Origin of the sequence: Pantoea wallisii (assembly GCF_002095485.1) — a bacterium.
In the GTDB taxonomy this organism is placed as follows: Bacteria; Pseudomonadota; Gammaproteobacteria; order Enterobacterales; family Enterobacteriaceae; genus Pantoea; species Pantoea wallisii.
Genome location: NZ_MLFS01000019.1, coordinates 1 through 14,357 on the forward strand (window position 1 = coordinate 1; position 14,357 = coordinate 14,357).

General features: G+C 57.4%; 11 protein-coding genes and 1 pseudogene. 7 read left to right on the forward strand and 5 right to left on the reverse strand.

Going from position 1 to position 14,357, the window contains the following annotated elements; genetic code table 11:
* Nucleotides 1–86: 86 nt before the first annotated feature.
* From HA48_RS08915 to HA48_RS08925, 3 genes and pseudogenes are all read right to left on the reverse strand, one after another.
* The gene (locus HA48_RS08915; protein ID WP_128600707.1) at nucleotides 87–1,637 is read right to left on the reverse strand and encodes a DUF3131 domain-containing protein; all 1,551 of its coding nucleotides are present in this window, start codon (nucleotides 1,635–1,637) and stop codon (nucleotides 87–89) included.
* Nucleotides 1,634–2,986 (reverse strand): DUF3131 domain-containing protein, encoded by a 1,353-nt coding sequence (locus HA48_RS08920; protein ID WP_128600708.1) that lies wholly within the window; start codon nucleotides 2,984–2,986, stop codon nucleotides 1,634–1,636. The genes HA48_RS08915 and HA48_RS08920 overlap by 4 nt, the downstream gene beginning before the upstream one ends.
* Nucleotides 2,983–4,802: pseudogene (locus HA48_RS08925) on the reverse strand (glycosyltransferase family 2 protein). Before HA48_RS08925 ends, HA48_RS08920 begins: the two are co-directional and overlap by 4 nt.
* A gap of 312 nt (nucleotides 4,803–5,114) precedes the next feature.
* On the opposite strand from HA48_RS08925, the gene opgC reads away from it, so the two are divergent.
* From opgC to HA48_RS08950, 5 genes are read left to right on the forward strand one after another with little or no spacing between them, the layout of a single operon-like run.
* The gene (gene opgC / locus HA48_RS08930; protein ID WP_128600709.1) at nucleotides 5,115–6,329 is read left to right on the forward strand and encodes an OpgC domain-containing protein; all 1,215 of its coding nucleotides are present in this window, start codon (nucleotides 5,115–5,117) and stop codon (nucleotides 6,327–6,329) included.
* Nucleotides 6,330–6,342: 13 nt separating this feature from the next.
* Complete coding sequence (locus HA48_RS08935) at nucleotides 6,343–7,257, forward strand: hypothetical protein (protein WP_425270663.1); 915 nt, start codon at nucleotides 6,343–6,345, stop codon at nucleotides 7,255–7,257.
* A gap of 10 nt (nucleotides 7,258–7,267) precedes the next feature.
* Nucleotides 7,268–8,506, forward strand: coding sequence for a PP2C family protein-serine/threonine phosphatase (locus HA48_RS08940; RefSeq protein WP_128600710.1), 1,239 nt, complete (start codon nucleotides 7,268–7,270; stop codon nucleotides 8,504–8,506).
* Nucleotides 8,496–8,831 carry an STAS domain-containing protein gene (locus HA48_RS08945; protein ID WP_128600711.1) on the forward strand — a complete coding sequence of 112 codons (336 nt, stop codon included), beginning with the start codon at nucleotides 8,496–8,498 and terminating at the stop codon, nucleotides 8,829–8,831. The genes HA48_RS08940 and HA48_RS08945 overlap by 11 nt, the downstream gene beginning before the upstream one ends.
* Before the next feature lie 10 nt (nucleotides 8,832–8,841).
* Nucleotides 8,842–9,276 carry an ATP-binding protein gene (locus HA48_RS08950; protein WP_128600712.1) on the forward strand — a complete coding sequence of 145 codons (435 nt, stop codon included), beginning with the start codon at nucleotides 8,842–8,844 and terminating at the stop codon, nucleotides 9,274–9,276.
* Here the strand turns inward: HA48_RS08950 and HA48_RS08955 are convergent.
* Nucleotides 9,273–10,436: an alpha/beta hydrolase-fold protein gene (locus HA48_RS08955; RefSeq protein ID WP_128600713.1), complete on the reverse strand. Its 1,164-nt coding sequence runs from the start codon at nucleotides 10,434–10,436 to the stop codon at nucleotides 9,273–9,275. The genes HA48_RS08950 and HA48_RS08955 overlap by 4 nt on opposite strands.
* A gap of 250 nt (nucleotides 10,437–10,686) precedes the next feature.
* Here HA48_RS08955 and HA48_RS08960 point away from each other — a divergent pair, with 250 nt between their 5' ends.
* Nucleotides 10,687–11,418, forward strand: coding sequence for a YoaK family protein (locus HA48_RS08960; protein WP_128600714.1), 732 nt, complete (start codon nucleotides 10,687–10,689; stop codon nucleotides 11,416–11,418).
* A gap of 31 nt (nucleotides 11,419–11,449) precedes the next feature.
* Here the strand turns inward: HA48_RS08960 and HA48_RS08965 are convergent, their stop codons facing one another.
* Nucleotides 11,450–12,046: a TetR/AcrR family transcriptional regulator gene (locus HA48_RS08965; protein WP_128600715.1), complete on the reverse strand. Its 597-nt coding sequence runs from the start codon at nucleotides 12,044–12,046 to the stop codon at nucleotides 11,450–11,452.
* 308 nt (nucleotides 12,047–12,354) lie between these two features.
* On the opposite strand from HA48_RS08965, the gene HA48_RS08970 reads away from it, so the two are divergent.
* On the forward strand, nucleotides 12,355–14,310 hold the full coding sequence (locus tag HA48_RS08970; protein ID WP_128600716.1) for a methyl-accepting chemotaxis protein: 1,956 nt from the start codon (nucleotides 12,355–12,357) through the stop codon (nucleotides 14,308–14,310).
* Nucleotides 14,311–14,357: the final 47 nt, after the last annotated feature.

Here is a 14,357-nt window from a genome sequence, read left to right on the forward strand (position 1 = left end):
CCAGCGCCAGCCGGCGCCATCGTGACGAACCAGCAGCCAGGTGACGCCGGCCACGGCCAGCAGCAGTAATAACCCGACCAGGCGACTTACTGTTTTAGGCATGAGGTGGCTACCGGCGGTAATTTCACAGGCGCGGAGCTGTCGCAGCGGGCGCATTTACAGGCGCTGCACTTCGGCGCCGTACGCACTGAGGTGCCGGTCTGTTCACACCAGTTTTTAATGCCCGGCGTGACGCTTAAGAAGGGCCGGTTGCGCGTCTCGTTGTTCTGCTCAAACAGATCGACCACGCGCTTCTCCCACAGTGATGGCGCGTAATTTCGGTTGCGCGAATCATTGGTGTTATAGCGCAGCAGCTTGCCCTGTTTTTTAAACAGCAGCGCTTCCAGCATGATGCCGTTGTTATTGGCGGTGAACTCTTTGATCGGGCCATCCCCGTTCTCGTACAACCCTTCGTAGTAACCTTTGCCCTGTTCGTCGGCGTTTTCGATGGCATCAAACAGGCGGTCAGTGTAGGGCGAATCCCACAGCACCCACATGCCCAGCGCCGCTTTCAGCGATACCGCCGCCACGTTGGGCACATACTGGCCCTTATCGGTGATGGTGTTCCAGTTAAAGCCATCGCTGAAGACCGTGTCATAGACAAAGTAGGGGGACTTATCGAGCTGATGCTCCGAGCGCGCCGTAAGCGTGCCGGTGATCATGTAGCGGTTCTCCTGAGCCTGATAGACGCGGTCAGCGAAGTTTTTCATCCACGGATGCGAATGGTTCGCGGGGCTGTCGTCACGATCGTCCGGGTTATCCCAGCCCATCTCCAGCCCGTGCAGCAGGTAGGATTCCGTTACCACATAGTTGTGCTGATTGGTCAGGCGCGGATCGCGCGAGTCATAAGGCACCAGCACGCAGTAGATATCCGCCAGCGCGTAAGGCTCGGGTTTACTGGCCTGGCAGGTGGTAAAGCCCCACAGCTGGTAACCGGCCGCAGCATACTCTTCGTATCCCAGACGACCCTCCTGCACGTACTGTGGTTTTTTCTCTTTATCCAGGTATGCGCCGTAGAGCGTGCCGCAGTCATCCACCACGTGGGTGAAATCCCAGCCCAGCACCACGTTATCGATGCTGTTGCCGTGCTCCGGATAGCGCTCTTTGATGATCTTCAGCCACAACAGCATGCGGCCGATATCAATGGCGGAGAAGCCAATCTCACCGGGTTTGTTCAGGTAGTCCACCTTCTGCCCGGTAATGGTGTTGTAGGCTTTGTTGGGGACCTGATTCTGGAACAGCACCAGTTTGTTGAGCGTGGCCATGAACTGGATAAAGCGGCGGTCAAACTCCGCTTTGTCAATAATGCCCAGCTCGCGCGCGGCAGTCAGCGCTGCCAGATAAGAGCCGCTGTCCCACATGGTGGTTGAGGGATATTTGTTTACCGCATTCACCAGACCGGTGGTGGGCTGGTAGTTAGCGACAAAGTAGGACCACGCGTTTTTGGCCACGCTCATTTCACGTGGTGTCAGTTCGCCATGACGACTTTTGTAGTCAGATGCGGGCAGGCTCACGGCGGCCTGCAGCGGCGGGGCGATCAGGACCAGCACCAGCAGCAAGCGGCGTAAACCAGACAGGGTTAGGGATAACACGCTCATTGCGCTCTTACTCCTTTTGAGGGGGCGGTGGCGGGCGATCGGTTCAGGCAGCCCAGACAAAGCAGTTGGCCGTGCGCAATGTATGAGAGGCTCTCAAGCACCATTGCGTTGGTATCGGCATCGATGGCGGCGTTGACGCTACCGTCCGGATTAAAGCCGGCTCGCCAGCCTTTGCCCGGTTCAATCATTGGTAGCATCTGCTGGCGTAACGCCTCACTCCAGCGGTTGCGGAACAGGGCATACCAGGCGAATGCTGAACGGGTGGAGAGCAGGGCGCGCTCGGGCAGCGTATCGTGGCTGTTATCGTTTTGCTCTTGCACCGGCAGCGGCTGTTGACCCGGCAGCGTACCGCTGAAATCGGGCGCCTGTTCGGCGTAATCCGCATTGATATCGCCACGCGCATCCGGCTTACCGGTGCGCTGCTGAAGAATCTGCATAATGCGCCAGCTGATCTCACCGCTGCGCGCATCAAAGCCCTGCTCCAGCCCGGTGAGCAGATAAGGCTGGCTGATCAGCGCCGGCTGTTTGCCCCACGGCGTGCGCAGCCCTTCATCCGGCACGGCGTGCCCGTCAATTTCAATCAGCTTGAGGCCGTCCGGCGGCTGGCTCACCGCCAGCCCGGCTGCGCTGTTGATCATGCGCAGCACGCCGGCAGCATAGAGGCGATAGCCGTAGCTGCCACGCGGATCGTCAGTGCGGATCACCCAGCGGTTAACCGGCAGGCTGGCGCCCTGTGGGCCGCTGCTCTGCAGCAGGTTATTGAGCTGCCATTTCGCCAGCAGCTGGTTAACGGCAGCGGCGTGCTGCGGATAGCGCCAGACAAGCACCTGCAGCGGCACCAGCAGCCGACCCATATCGATGGCGGAGCCGTTAACCGGCGGGTCCTGAACTAGCGGCGTTAGCGTATCGGCGTGATAAAATGCTGCGGGTAGCCCCTCCGGCTGCAGCGGCAGGCTGCCTAAGGCCTCCAGCGCCGAGCTGATGCGGTCGTCAAACTCCGCTTCCGGAATGATATCGAGCTGGCGGGCGGAGAGGGTCGCCAGCAGATAGCTGCCGGCGCTCCACAGGCTCAGCCACGGCCGATCGGCTTCCGCATTCACCAGCCCATTGGGCTGGGTATTGGTGACGAAATATTGCCAGGCAATGCGCGCCCACACGGCTTCATCAAACGTCAGTTCACGCTGAGCCGGCAGCGGCGGAAACGCCTTGCTCAGCACAATGCCGTCCGTGGTCTCGACCCGCGTCGGCATCTGGCGTTCCACCCACAGTACGATGGCAAAACCGAGCAGAAAGCCGATCAGGATCGTGAGGTAGCTGCGTGCGCTGTATAAACCCGCTTTGAGACTCATCCGGCGTTTGTCTCCTGTGCTGCAGGAGGCGTCCACATCGCCGCCATGATCATCGGAAGCATCGCGGCGATGTTCACCGCACCCCAGAAAATGTTGATGACGTAACCGGAAGGGTCATCGACGTTACCGCGCGCCACCTGAATGCCACCCCACACTAGCCCCAGCAGCGTGAGCGCCACGATAGCCAGCTGCGGTTTCACCAGGTAGAGGAAGCGGCCTGACTGCCGCTCTTTTGGCGTGACGTGAAACTTGATCTTTTCACCGCGCAGCACGGTACTGAGCGCCCGCAAATTCACCGAGAAGAACGCGAGGTAGGAGGATCGCCCATCCCATGCAGAGATGCCCCAGGTACCGAACATAAACGCCAGCTCAGAGACGATAAAGAACGGCAGAAAGTGCAGGTAGAAGGGCGTGGAGTAGGCCGACACCGGCGGCACGCCGGTAAACAGATAGACCAGCGGCGAGATCAAAAACACGGTGTTCCAGATACAGGCGAGATAGGACCAGAACGTGGTGCCGTACATCAGCGTCTGCCCGAGGCTCAGTTTAAAGCGGCGGCGGCTGAAGATTTTATCGTGAAACAGAATATCCAGCGATCCGGCGGCATATTTGAAGCGCTGAATCATCCATGTCAACAGATCCTGCGGTGAGAGCATTTTCGATTCAATGCCCGGATGCATCACCGAACGCCAGCGGCGTCCTTCGTCACCATGCAGCACAATGGAGGTGTAGATATCCTCCGAGACGTGGAATTTGTAGGGCGTCAGTTCGGTATCGGCGATCACATGCGGACGCATCGCCAGGCTCAGCGCGGAGCGGGCCTCTTCATCGCGGATGTCACGTGTAAACTGCGCAATCTCCTGTTCGACGTTAAACACATAGCTGCGCAGTGCAGCCTGCATGACCGCTTCGCGCCGATGCACGGAGGCGGCGCCGCAGCAGAAGGCCGCGTTAACGGCGTTACGCCGACGCAGTATCACATCGTAGAACATGCGTGGATCGTTGAAGAAGGGATCGTTACCGATGGTCAGGCGCCCGAATAGCTTTTCACTCAGGCTGCCGAGGAGATACCCCGGCCAGCCCGCCTTGCGCCGCAGCCAGGTGGTCAGTCGCTCGCCTTCAGGCAGATCGTAAAACCACTGTGGCGTCTGTACCCAGGCGACGTCCGGATCGCGGAAATAGCCCAGCGTATTCTCCAGCAGCGTCGGGAAGACGCGCGTATCGGCATCGCAAATCACCAGAAAATCGCCGTCGGTGTGCTCCATACCGTTGCGGATATTGCCGGCCTTGAAGCCAATATTGTTATCGCGCGAGATGTAGTTGACGCTCTCCTGCTCACACACCGCGCGCATCTCCGGGCGGCGGCCGTCGTCCAGAACGTGCACGCGAAAATCCAGCGTGGCGGGGTAGCGCATTTTGCAGGCGTCCTGAATGGAGAGCCGCACCAGTTCGGGATCTTCAGAGTAGGTAGCAATAAACAGGTCAACTTTGATGGGACGCGCTGCTTCCCGATCGGCGGGCAGCAGACACTGATTGATATCGTCAGGCGCAGGCGGGCATTCAGGGTCTTTGACCTGCCAGATGTTGATGGTGAACAGCAGCGTGCTATCCAGGCCAGGGTCTCAGCCAGCGCCAGCGGCACGGCATACCAGAGCGCATCCATGTTGAGCGACTCCATCCAGCGCCAGCGAATGTAGTTAGCGCCCAGCACCAGCCCGGCAACGGCCAGCGTTTGCCAGATCCGCATGACCCAGCGCGGTGTATGCAGCGGCGCGGGTGGCCGGCGCGATTCAAAGCGAGAGAAGTAGTGATCCATAGTATCCCGTCATAATTAGTGGACTGCTAAACCACCCGGCGCCAATGCTAATCACAAATTAAGTAAATGAAAAACCATGAAAATAGTGAGCTTCGCTTATATTTATGCGTAAATGCAATCTGCAGCACTCTGCTGCTGCTAATAACAACTCTATTTTGTATAGTATTGCATTACAGTTATTTACAGCGATTTTGCGAAATTTTTCACCCATGCGTGACTTAGCGCGCAACATGGCTACACTTATTTTTACAAATGTGTCAGCTATGAATCTAATGTATTAGTGATGATTATCTTCATCAGGATTAATGCTTTATGACCGATCAGGCGCTTGCAGAGAGACGCACCTTTACCGACTTCCGGGCATGGCGTTACGCCATACCCGGCCGACGCGATCTGCGTATTGATATGCTGCGCGGCGTTGCGCTGGTGATGATGGTGGTGGCCCATACCGAGCTGCTCTCCGTGCTCAATATCTTTACCTGGGAGCGCTTTGGCCTGACGACCGGCGCGGAGGGCTTCGTTATTCTCTCCGGTTTTATGCTGGGGATGCTTAACCGGCAGCGGTTGCAGAAAGAGGTGCTGCTGACGGTAGGCTGGACGCTGTGGCGCCGTGCCGGCAAGATCTACCTGGTGAACATTGTTATCATCCTGCTGCTGCTCCTGCTTTCACGCCTGCCGCTGATCAATACCTTTGAAGTGACCCACTTTGTTGATCGCTACTCCGGCACCGTGTGGGCGCTGTTTCCCACCACACCGCAGATCAAAGAGACGTGGTTCAATATCATCCTTTATCTGCAGATTGGTCCGCACCAGACGCAGATCCTCGGGCTCTATATCTGCCTGCTGCTGGTGAGCCCACTGTTTCTCTGGCTGCTGCAGGCGCGCCGCGCCGGCTGGCTGATCGCCGCTTCCCTGACGACCTATCTCTGCTATCAGCTCTGGCCGCTGCGGGTGACCGTTTCCGAGTTTGAGTTCGCCTTTCCACTGCTGGCCTGGCAGCTGATCTACGTGCTGGGGATGTGCTGCGGCTGGTACAAAGAGGAGCTGATGTCGCTGGCGCGCACGCCGCCAGGCAAAGGGGTGATGGCTATCATGGTGATCTTTGCGTTGATAATGATGTTTATTGCGCAGAACCATACCAATCCGTTTATGCCGCCCGCGCTGCTAATGCACGTGATCCCACCGGCCGATTTCAACTGGTTTTACCATCACCTGGCGGCAAAAAACGCGCTGGGCCCCTTTCGCGTGCTGAATGACTTCTCACTGATATTGACGGTCTATCTGCTGCTGACTTACTGCTGGCAGCCCGTGGCCCGCGCCGTCGGCTGGTTTTTAATTCCTCTGGGCCAGCATTCGCTTTACACCTTTATTTTGCATGTGTTTGTGGTGCTGGCGATCAGCCAGTTCGTGCCGTTCGACCTGTGGCATCAGGCGTGGATTCGTAACACGCTGATCCACCTCACTGCGCTGGGCATCTTGTGGTGGATGGCGAAAAAAGAGATTGGCGGTCGTTTTATTCCGAATTAATCGGGGAGATCAGATGGGATACTACGGGCGTGCAGAGGGGAAGAGAGGGCTACTCCTGCTGGCGATGTTGTTGCCGGGGGTGAATGACGTCTATGCCGCCAGCCAGGAGAGCGCCGCCGTCTCCGATGATGAACCCATACAGGCCGGGGTGTTTACCAGCCGCTGGGGACGGCTATTCTCCGGCAATAAAGATAAATTTTCCGGCGCCCTGAGTTTCTCCAGCGGCCTGAAAGAGCAGCAGCTCACCATCCCGAACGGTTCCGCTTCGGCAGAGCAGAAAAAGAAGATCAACCAACTGCTTAATCTGAGCCTGCAGTACTCTCCGTACAGCTACTGGTTCGGCAATATTACCCTGCGCGCGCCAATCACCGATTTTGATAAGTACACCAGCGATTTTCGTTACAGCTTTGGTTATGACGACTGGCACCCCAATACCTTTAGCCTGGTCTACAGCAACTATGGCGACAACCACTTTTTCCCCTCGGGCAAAGCGCGCCGCACCTATTTTGAGCAGGGCGCATTTACCTTCGCCTATAAGTTTTCTCTGCCGAAGAGTATTGAGCGGCATCTGCTCATTAATGAGGGCGATGCGCTGACCTGCCAGGTTGGTTACAGCTGGGTACCGCGTTACTACTCGCTGGCGGACAATGATATCCGGTCTAACAAGCAGGTGGGTCTGGGCGGCTGCGGTTATACCTTTAAGCAGCACTTTTTTATCCGCGCCACGGCGTTCTGGTATCCGCATGCCGATCAGCAGCAGCCGTGGAACGGGGACTACAGCTACAGCTTTGGTTACGCCGGCTATACGCCCGGATCGTTCTCCCTGCAGTACAGCAACTACAGCGGAACGCGCTTCCCGGGGCGCAGCAGCGCCACGGCGAAATTCCGCGAAGGCACTATCTCACTTATCTGGTTTTTACCTTTCTAGGGCCGCCGCTATGTTAACGCTACAGCCACAATCTGTGCTCATCGTGGATGACGCGACCACCTGGCGCAAACTGCTTTCTGGCTTGCTGAAGCAGTGGGGCTATCACGTGTTTGAGGCAGAGAACGGCGAGCAGGCGCTGGCGATGCTGTCGCAGCACCCGATCAATTTACTGATCAGCGACTGGGAGATGCCGGTGATGGACGGGCTGACGCTATGCCGCCAGGTGCGGCAGCAGTTTCAGGAGCGCTACATCTACCTTATCTTGCTGACGGTGCGCGAAAGTACCGATGATCTGCGCGCCGGGTTTGACGCCGGCGCGGACGATTTTCTGCGTAAACCGGTCAACCGCGTGGAGCTGCAGGCACGCCTGCACGCGGGCGAACGCATCCTGCAGCTGGAGCAGACGCTGGAGAGCCGCAATCGCAGCCTCAGCGAGGCGCTGCAGCAGATCCAACTGGACCTCCAGGCAGCGGCGGCGCTGCAGCACAGCATTTTGCCGCCACACGCCATTCGCCACGCGATCTACCACGCTGACTGGCTGTTTATTCCCTCAGCCTGGGTCTCCGGCGATATTTTTCACTTTTTCCCGCTGGATAATCAGGCGGTGGGCTTCTACAGCGTGGATGTCTCCGGCCATGGCGTCTCCGCCGCGATGCTGTCGGTGGCCGTCGCGCGACAATTTTTGCACGGCCGCACGGTAGAGCGTTTTCTCTATGATGATGAGGCCATTACGCCGCCGGCGCAGGTGGTGAGTATTTTGAACGAGCGTTTTGTGGCGCAGAGCAGCGACGTCACCAGCTATTTCACCATGGTATATGGCGTTATCGATCGCACCAGCGGCGCAGGGCGGCTGTGCCAGGCGGGTCATCCGACGCCACTGATCGTCGCGCCAGACGGCGCTATCCGTCAGGTTGGGCAGGGCGGTCCGCCGGTGGGGCTGCTCGATCACCTGACCTGGGAGGAGGTGCCGTTTACGCTGGCAGCGGGAGAGCGCCTCTGTCTTTACAGTGACGGCATCAGCGAGTGTGAAAATCCCGGGCAGGAGATGTTTGGCGCCCAGCGTTTCGCCGCTTTGCTAACCGAGCTCGCACCGCTTCCGCTGCCGCAACTGCTGGCCGGCGTACACAGTCAGCTTAATCTCTGGCGCCAGTTGCCGCATGACAGCGATGCACCCGCCGGGGATGACATTTCGTTGCTGGTTATTGAGCGTCAGCCAATCTCTGAACAGGAGCAGCAAGATGAAAATTGAGTCGGAATCTGTCAATAACGTAACGCTGTTGACGCCGGTGGTGCGGCGCCTGGATGCTTCCGTTGCCATGCGCTTCAAGGAGGAGATCCTCTCCGCCATTCAGCAGGGCAACACGCGGCTGGTGCTGGACTTTTCACGTGTCGATTTCATTGACAGTAGCTGCCTGGGCGCGCTGATCTCCATTCTGAAGTCGCTGAGCAACGGCGGACAGCTGGTGCTGTGCGCCCTGAACAGTAATATCAGAAATATGTTTACCCTGACGCGTATGGATCGCGTCTTTACGCTGTGCGCCGATCGTCAGGAAGCGCTTAACACACTCCAGTGAGGGGACAACGATGTCGCACTTTCTGCCTGAGAAAACGCTGCAGCTGCCCGCCACGCTTAATAGCCTGACCACGCTGGGCAATGCGCTGCGGGAGTACCTATCCCCTTTACGCTTAAGCGAAAACTGGATCTACCCGCTGGATCTGGCGCTCTGCGAGGCGGCCAGTAACATTATTCGTCATGCCTATCGCGACGATGCCGGAAAAAGTTATCAGGTCTGTTTCAGCACGGATGACGCCGGTATCAGGGTCACGCTGGTGGATTCAGGTCTGCCGGTGCCGGAGGAGAAGCTGCAGATCTCAGACAGTGACAGCGCCATGCCGGAGGCGATGAACGAAGGCGGCAGAGGGTGGCCACTGATTTTTGCCAGCGTTGATAGCGTTGACTATCAACGCGGCGCGGGTGAGAACCGGCTCACCCTGTGGCGGGTGCTGCCGGCTGCTTAGCGGAACAGCTTCTGCACAAACGCGATATACGCTGGCCGCCAGACATCCATCTCATGGCCCAACGCAGGATAGCTGTGCCAGTCGTGATCGATCTTCAGCTGCTCAAGATCGGCTTTCAGGCCGGTCATATCACGACCGGTGATAATATCCTCTTCACCCGCCGCTAAGGAGAACAGCTTCAGCTGCCGGTTAACCGCTGACGCCTTCTTCAGCTGCGCGCTGACGCGAAAATCCGGTACGGTTTCGGTGGTCACGCCGCTGAAGATGCCCAGCCAGGCAAACTGATCAAGATGACGCATGCCGCTGACCAGCGTCTGATAGCCGCCCTGGGAGAGACCGGCAAGGGCGCGTCCCTGTGCCTCATTGCGCACCTTATAGCGTTGGGCGATGCGCGGAATGATCTCCTGCATCAACTCCTTATCCGCCGCCTGCGCATTACGTGCATAGAAGGTGTCGCGCCGCGTGGCCGGGGCAAAGGACTCCGGGATTGCGCTCGCGATGTCGGTCTCTGTGTCCGGCATGACCACGATCATCGGCACGATTTTGCCCTCTGCCAGCAGATTATCCATGATCTGCGGCAGCCGCGCCTGTGTCACCGCAGAGAGTACGGTATCGCCAAAGCCGTGATAGAAGTAGAGCACCGGCAGCGCCTCACCGTTTTTTTCACTGCCGGGCGGCACCCACACTGCCACCTGACGCTCTCGATCCAGCACCTCCGAATGCCAGCTCAGGGTATGGATTTCACCGTGTGGCACCGCTCTCTCATCCAGCAGGCTGCCCGGTACCAGAATCAGGCTGGTATTGACCTGGCGCTGCGGTTTGGGCGATGCCGTACCGGTATCAATGCTGCGGAACCCATCCACGTTAAAAAAATACTCATATAAGCTGGGCTGCAGCGGGGCGCTGGTAAATGACCAGATGCCCCGTTCATCTTTCTGCATCGGGTGAGACACATAGCGGTCGGGTGTGGCGCCCGTCACCACATCGACGGCTTTGGCAGCGGGCGCCCACAGGCGCCACGTCACGCTGTTATCACTATTAACAGCCGAGATGTAAGCTCCGGGCTCCAGGGTTTCCGGCGGACGCTGCGGCAGTGATTGCGCACTGGCCTGGCTCAGCCAGAGCGCGCAGACGATAGACAGGCAGAGGCGGTAACTCATCAGATTTCCTTACCAAAAAAGTCATTTTTACATTGTGGCAGATTTTGTCAGGATGTCAGGCTCGACTGAGCAGGGCGCAAAACAGAACATCCCTTGCCGTGAGGTTGAATTCAGAGAAGGATGATGGATTGAGCGCGTTATAAAACTAATAAAAGCAGGGGATTAGCCTGTCAGATGTGTGACAGCCGCTATGCTTGAAAGGCGATCTATTAAAAACCGTTTTGCAACATCCGGGAGTGACTGACAACTTATGCTGTTACGCAAAAAGAAAATTCGTTCGCACAGTGAGGATCGACTACTGGCCCTGACGCTGGCGACCACGGCCGGCATACTCAACGCCATGGCTTTCGGCGCATTTGGTTTTTTCCCTTCGCACATGACCGGTAATACCTCACAAATTTCGGCAGAGGTGAACGGATCCGACCTGCACGATCTGCTCTTTCTCGCCGTGCTGATCATCGCCTTTGTGACCGGCGCGATGCTGTCGCGGCTGGTGGTGGCGTATGGCCTGAAGCGCAATCTGCGCACGGTTTACTGCCTGGTCCTGCTGGCCGAAGGTATTGCGCTGACGCTGACATCCTTAGTGGAGATCCTGTGGTACTCCGAGCGGAATAACGGCGAGATTCTGGTTACCCTGAGCCTGCTGATGGGCATTCACAACTCCACTTCAACGCAGCTGTCGTCTGGCCGGGTGCGCTCAACCCATGTTACAGGTACGCTTACCGACGCCGGTATAGCGTTAGGTTCATGGTTGCGCGCACTGTTGAGCCGCAGTGAAGCCGCCGATCGGAATCTGCACCGCACCGTGCTGTTCACGCATCTGGTGACCATCTTTTCGTTCCTGTCCGGCTGTGTAGTGGGTTACCTGCTGTTTAAGCACCTGGGCTTTGAGGCCATGACCGGCCTCGGCGTGGTGCTGGCACTGATTGCGGCGGGGGGCATTGCCAGAACGCTGCATCTCACCGGCGTACGGTTCTGGTAAGTGCTGTAGCCGGGAGTCACCCTCATCCCGGCTACGTTTTCTTACCTGCCGCAGGCGCCAGCGCCATCCGGATAAAATCAGCAATATCCGCCAGCGCGCGCTGATGCTTCTCTTTGGCAGGGCTGATACTCAACACTTCAGCATACCCATTCAGCATCGCGCTCAGCTGCCGGGTGGTACGGCTAACGTCTGTTTTGCGGAACACCGCGTCATCGACACCCTGCTGAATAGTGTCACCAATCAGCGTCATCCAGCTGGTGATGTTACTCTCCGCAAGTTTGGCGTAAGCATCATTATTGGCCGCCATTTGCCACAGCGAATCATAGAGTTTCCAGGACGCGTCTGCTGAGTCGGGCAGGTAGATCTCCGCCAGCCGGATCAGCTTCTGATCCGGACTCAGGCCCACGACTTCATCGGTAAACTGCGCGATTTCGCGCGCCATAAAGCGTTCAATTGCGGCAAGACACAGAATTTGCCAGTTACTGAAGTAGTGATAGATGTGGCTGCGGGACAGGCCAAGTTGCTCCGTCACTTCGCGGGTCGTGACATCCGTAATCCCTTTCTCAATAAACAGGGCCACCGCCGTATCCAGAATAAGCGCTTTGAGATCTTCGCTCTTTTTTTTCATTTGTCGTTCCACCTTGCGTTGAGCCACTGCTCAAAATCCTATCTTAACAGAAGCCGGCGGGGCGATGCGTCAATGGTTTACGGCGCTTAAGAGAGGGGGAATATCGTTTTCAGCGATGACAGCAATTACTGAAGGTCGCGCCAGGTCTGTCGATAACGTTTGTCCGTCAGAGCGCTCACTATTGCGCATTGACGGAGAGTGATTGATGAGTTCTGAATGCGAACGGACCCTGCTTTTAGCCCTCTTTTGACTACACCAGAATGCGCAGCGCGAGCGCGCAGTATCATAATTGCAGGAAAAACAAGAATATGTCCTTTATCAAGACGATCATTAACCGTGCCCCTTTAGCCCGGACGTCTACGCCATCAGACGGCATTTATCACTGCCAGCAGCTGCCCGACACACTTTCAGCGGCAGGACTTTCATCGCGGGCATCAGGCATATTGTTAACGTTTGTTCCACCGGAAGCGGACTTTCACCGGGTAAGTCAGGCCTGGCAACGCTTCTCATCGGCTGATTTAACGGTTATTACGCTCTCATCTAATGGTGCGCTTAGCGCCAGCGGTCAGCAAAGCACTTACTGTGAAGGTAACGGACAGGAGGGAAGCTGGCTCTGGCTACCGGACACCCTGATTGCCGAACATGAAACGCATATAATTGACCTGCATCTCAACGATACGCATAGCGTTACCGAGCGCATCAGTGCTATTCAGCGCGATCTGGCCACGCTACAGGTACGTATGCCGCTGTCAGCAGAGCGCACTTTCGCCATGATTTACTGTGACGGATTATCGGCTTCAGAAGGATTTCTGATGCAGGCCTGGTATAACAGCGGTCTGTTCCCCTGTCTGGCTATTGGCGGCTCAGCGGGTGGACGCGTTACTTTTGACGGCACATGGATTGGGCTGGAGGGGCGTGTACTGCAGGGCAAAGCGGTCATCGTGTTTTGTCGTATGGCCGCCGGTAAATCGTTTGCGCCCTTTAAGAGCCAAAATTTCACGCCGCTGGATAAGAGCTGGCTGATCGCCGAGGCCAACCCGCTGACCAGAACGGTGACCTCAGTATTCAACCAGCAGGGGCAGCAGCAACCCTTTACCCGGGCACTGGCCGAGCAGCTGGGCTGTGACGAGCAGCAGCTGAGTCAGCGACTGCAGGGGCTGACGTTTGCCGTGAAAGTGGGGGAGTCATTTTTTATCCGCTCTGTCGCAAAGATTGAGAGCGGCCATGTGCACTTCTTCTGCGACCTGGAGTTTGGCGATCGGCTCTATCTGATGCAGGAGACCGATTTTAAAGCCGCCACGCAGCAGGACTGGGCGCGGTTTGTCAGGCGTCATGGTAAGCCGGCGGCCATCATGATGAATGACTGTATTTTGCGACGCCAGGGCAACCTGAACCAGCTGTACAATGCGCACTTCTTCAAAGGCATCCCCGCAGCCGGTTTTTCAAGTTTTGGCGAAATTCTGGGGGTGCCGATCAATCAGACGCTCTCTGCGCTGGTGTTCTTCAACCATGATGCAAAGGCGATGGCACAGTTTCCGGTTGAGTACGCCAGCTATGCAGCCCATTACGCTCAGCGGGCACTACGACGCTGGGAGGCGCTAAACAGCATCCAGACGCGGGTACTGGCGCGCGTTATCAATTATCAGCAGGAGCTCGCGCCTATTGTCAAAGCGCTTCCGGCGCTGGAAGCCGCCACGCAGAGTCAGGGGGAAACGCTCAGTCTGGCGGAGGGCAGTATCCGGGCCATCAGCGCCATCGCTACGGAAAGCCAGCAGGCGCAAAGCCATCTGGGTGAGGGGCTGGATGATCTGGAGCGTATTTCAAACGGTATTAACGTGATTACACACGGCATCAGTAATATCGCTTTTCAGACAAACATTCTGGCGCTTAACGCGGCGGTTGAAGCGGCGCGCGCCGGAGAGTCCGGACGGGGATTTGCTGTGGTTGCGGGGGAGGTGCGTCGCCTGGCGCACTCCTCGAAAGAGCAGGCGGAGGCCACCGCCAGCAATATCAACGATGCGGTCAGTACCATTATGCGCATCCGCAGCGTGGCCAGCACGACGGTAAAGACGGCCAATGATATGGCGGAACGCAGCATTCGTGCTGCCGATGCGATAGCAGCGATGAGTCAGCAAACGCGCAGTGAGCGTGCCGATATCACACAGCAGTTTGAGGGATTGCGCACCCTGACCGCGGGCATCGATGCGATGCAGGAAGCGGTGGCAGAACTCAGGGTGCTACAAAAGCTTTCAGCTGAACGTTAATTTTACCTCCTCTGGCGCGGCACTTATCAGGGTGCCGCGCTTTATCA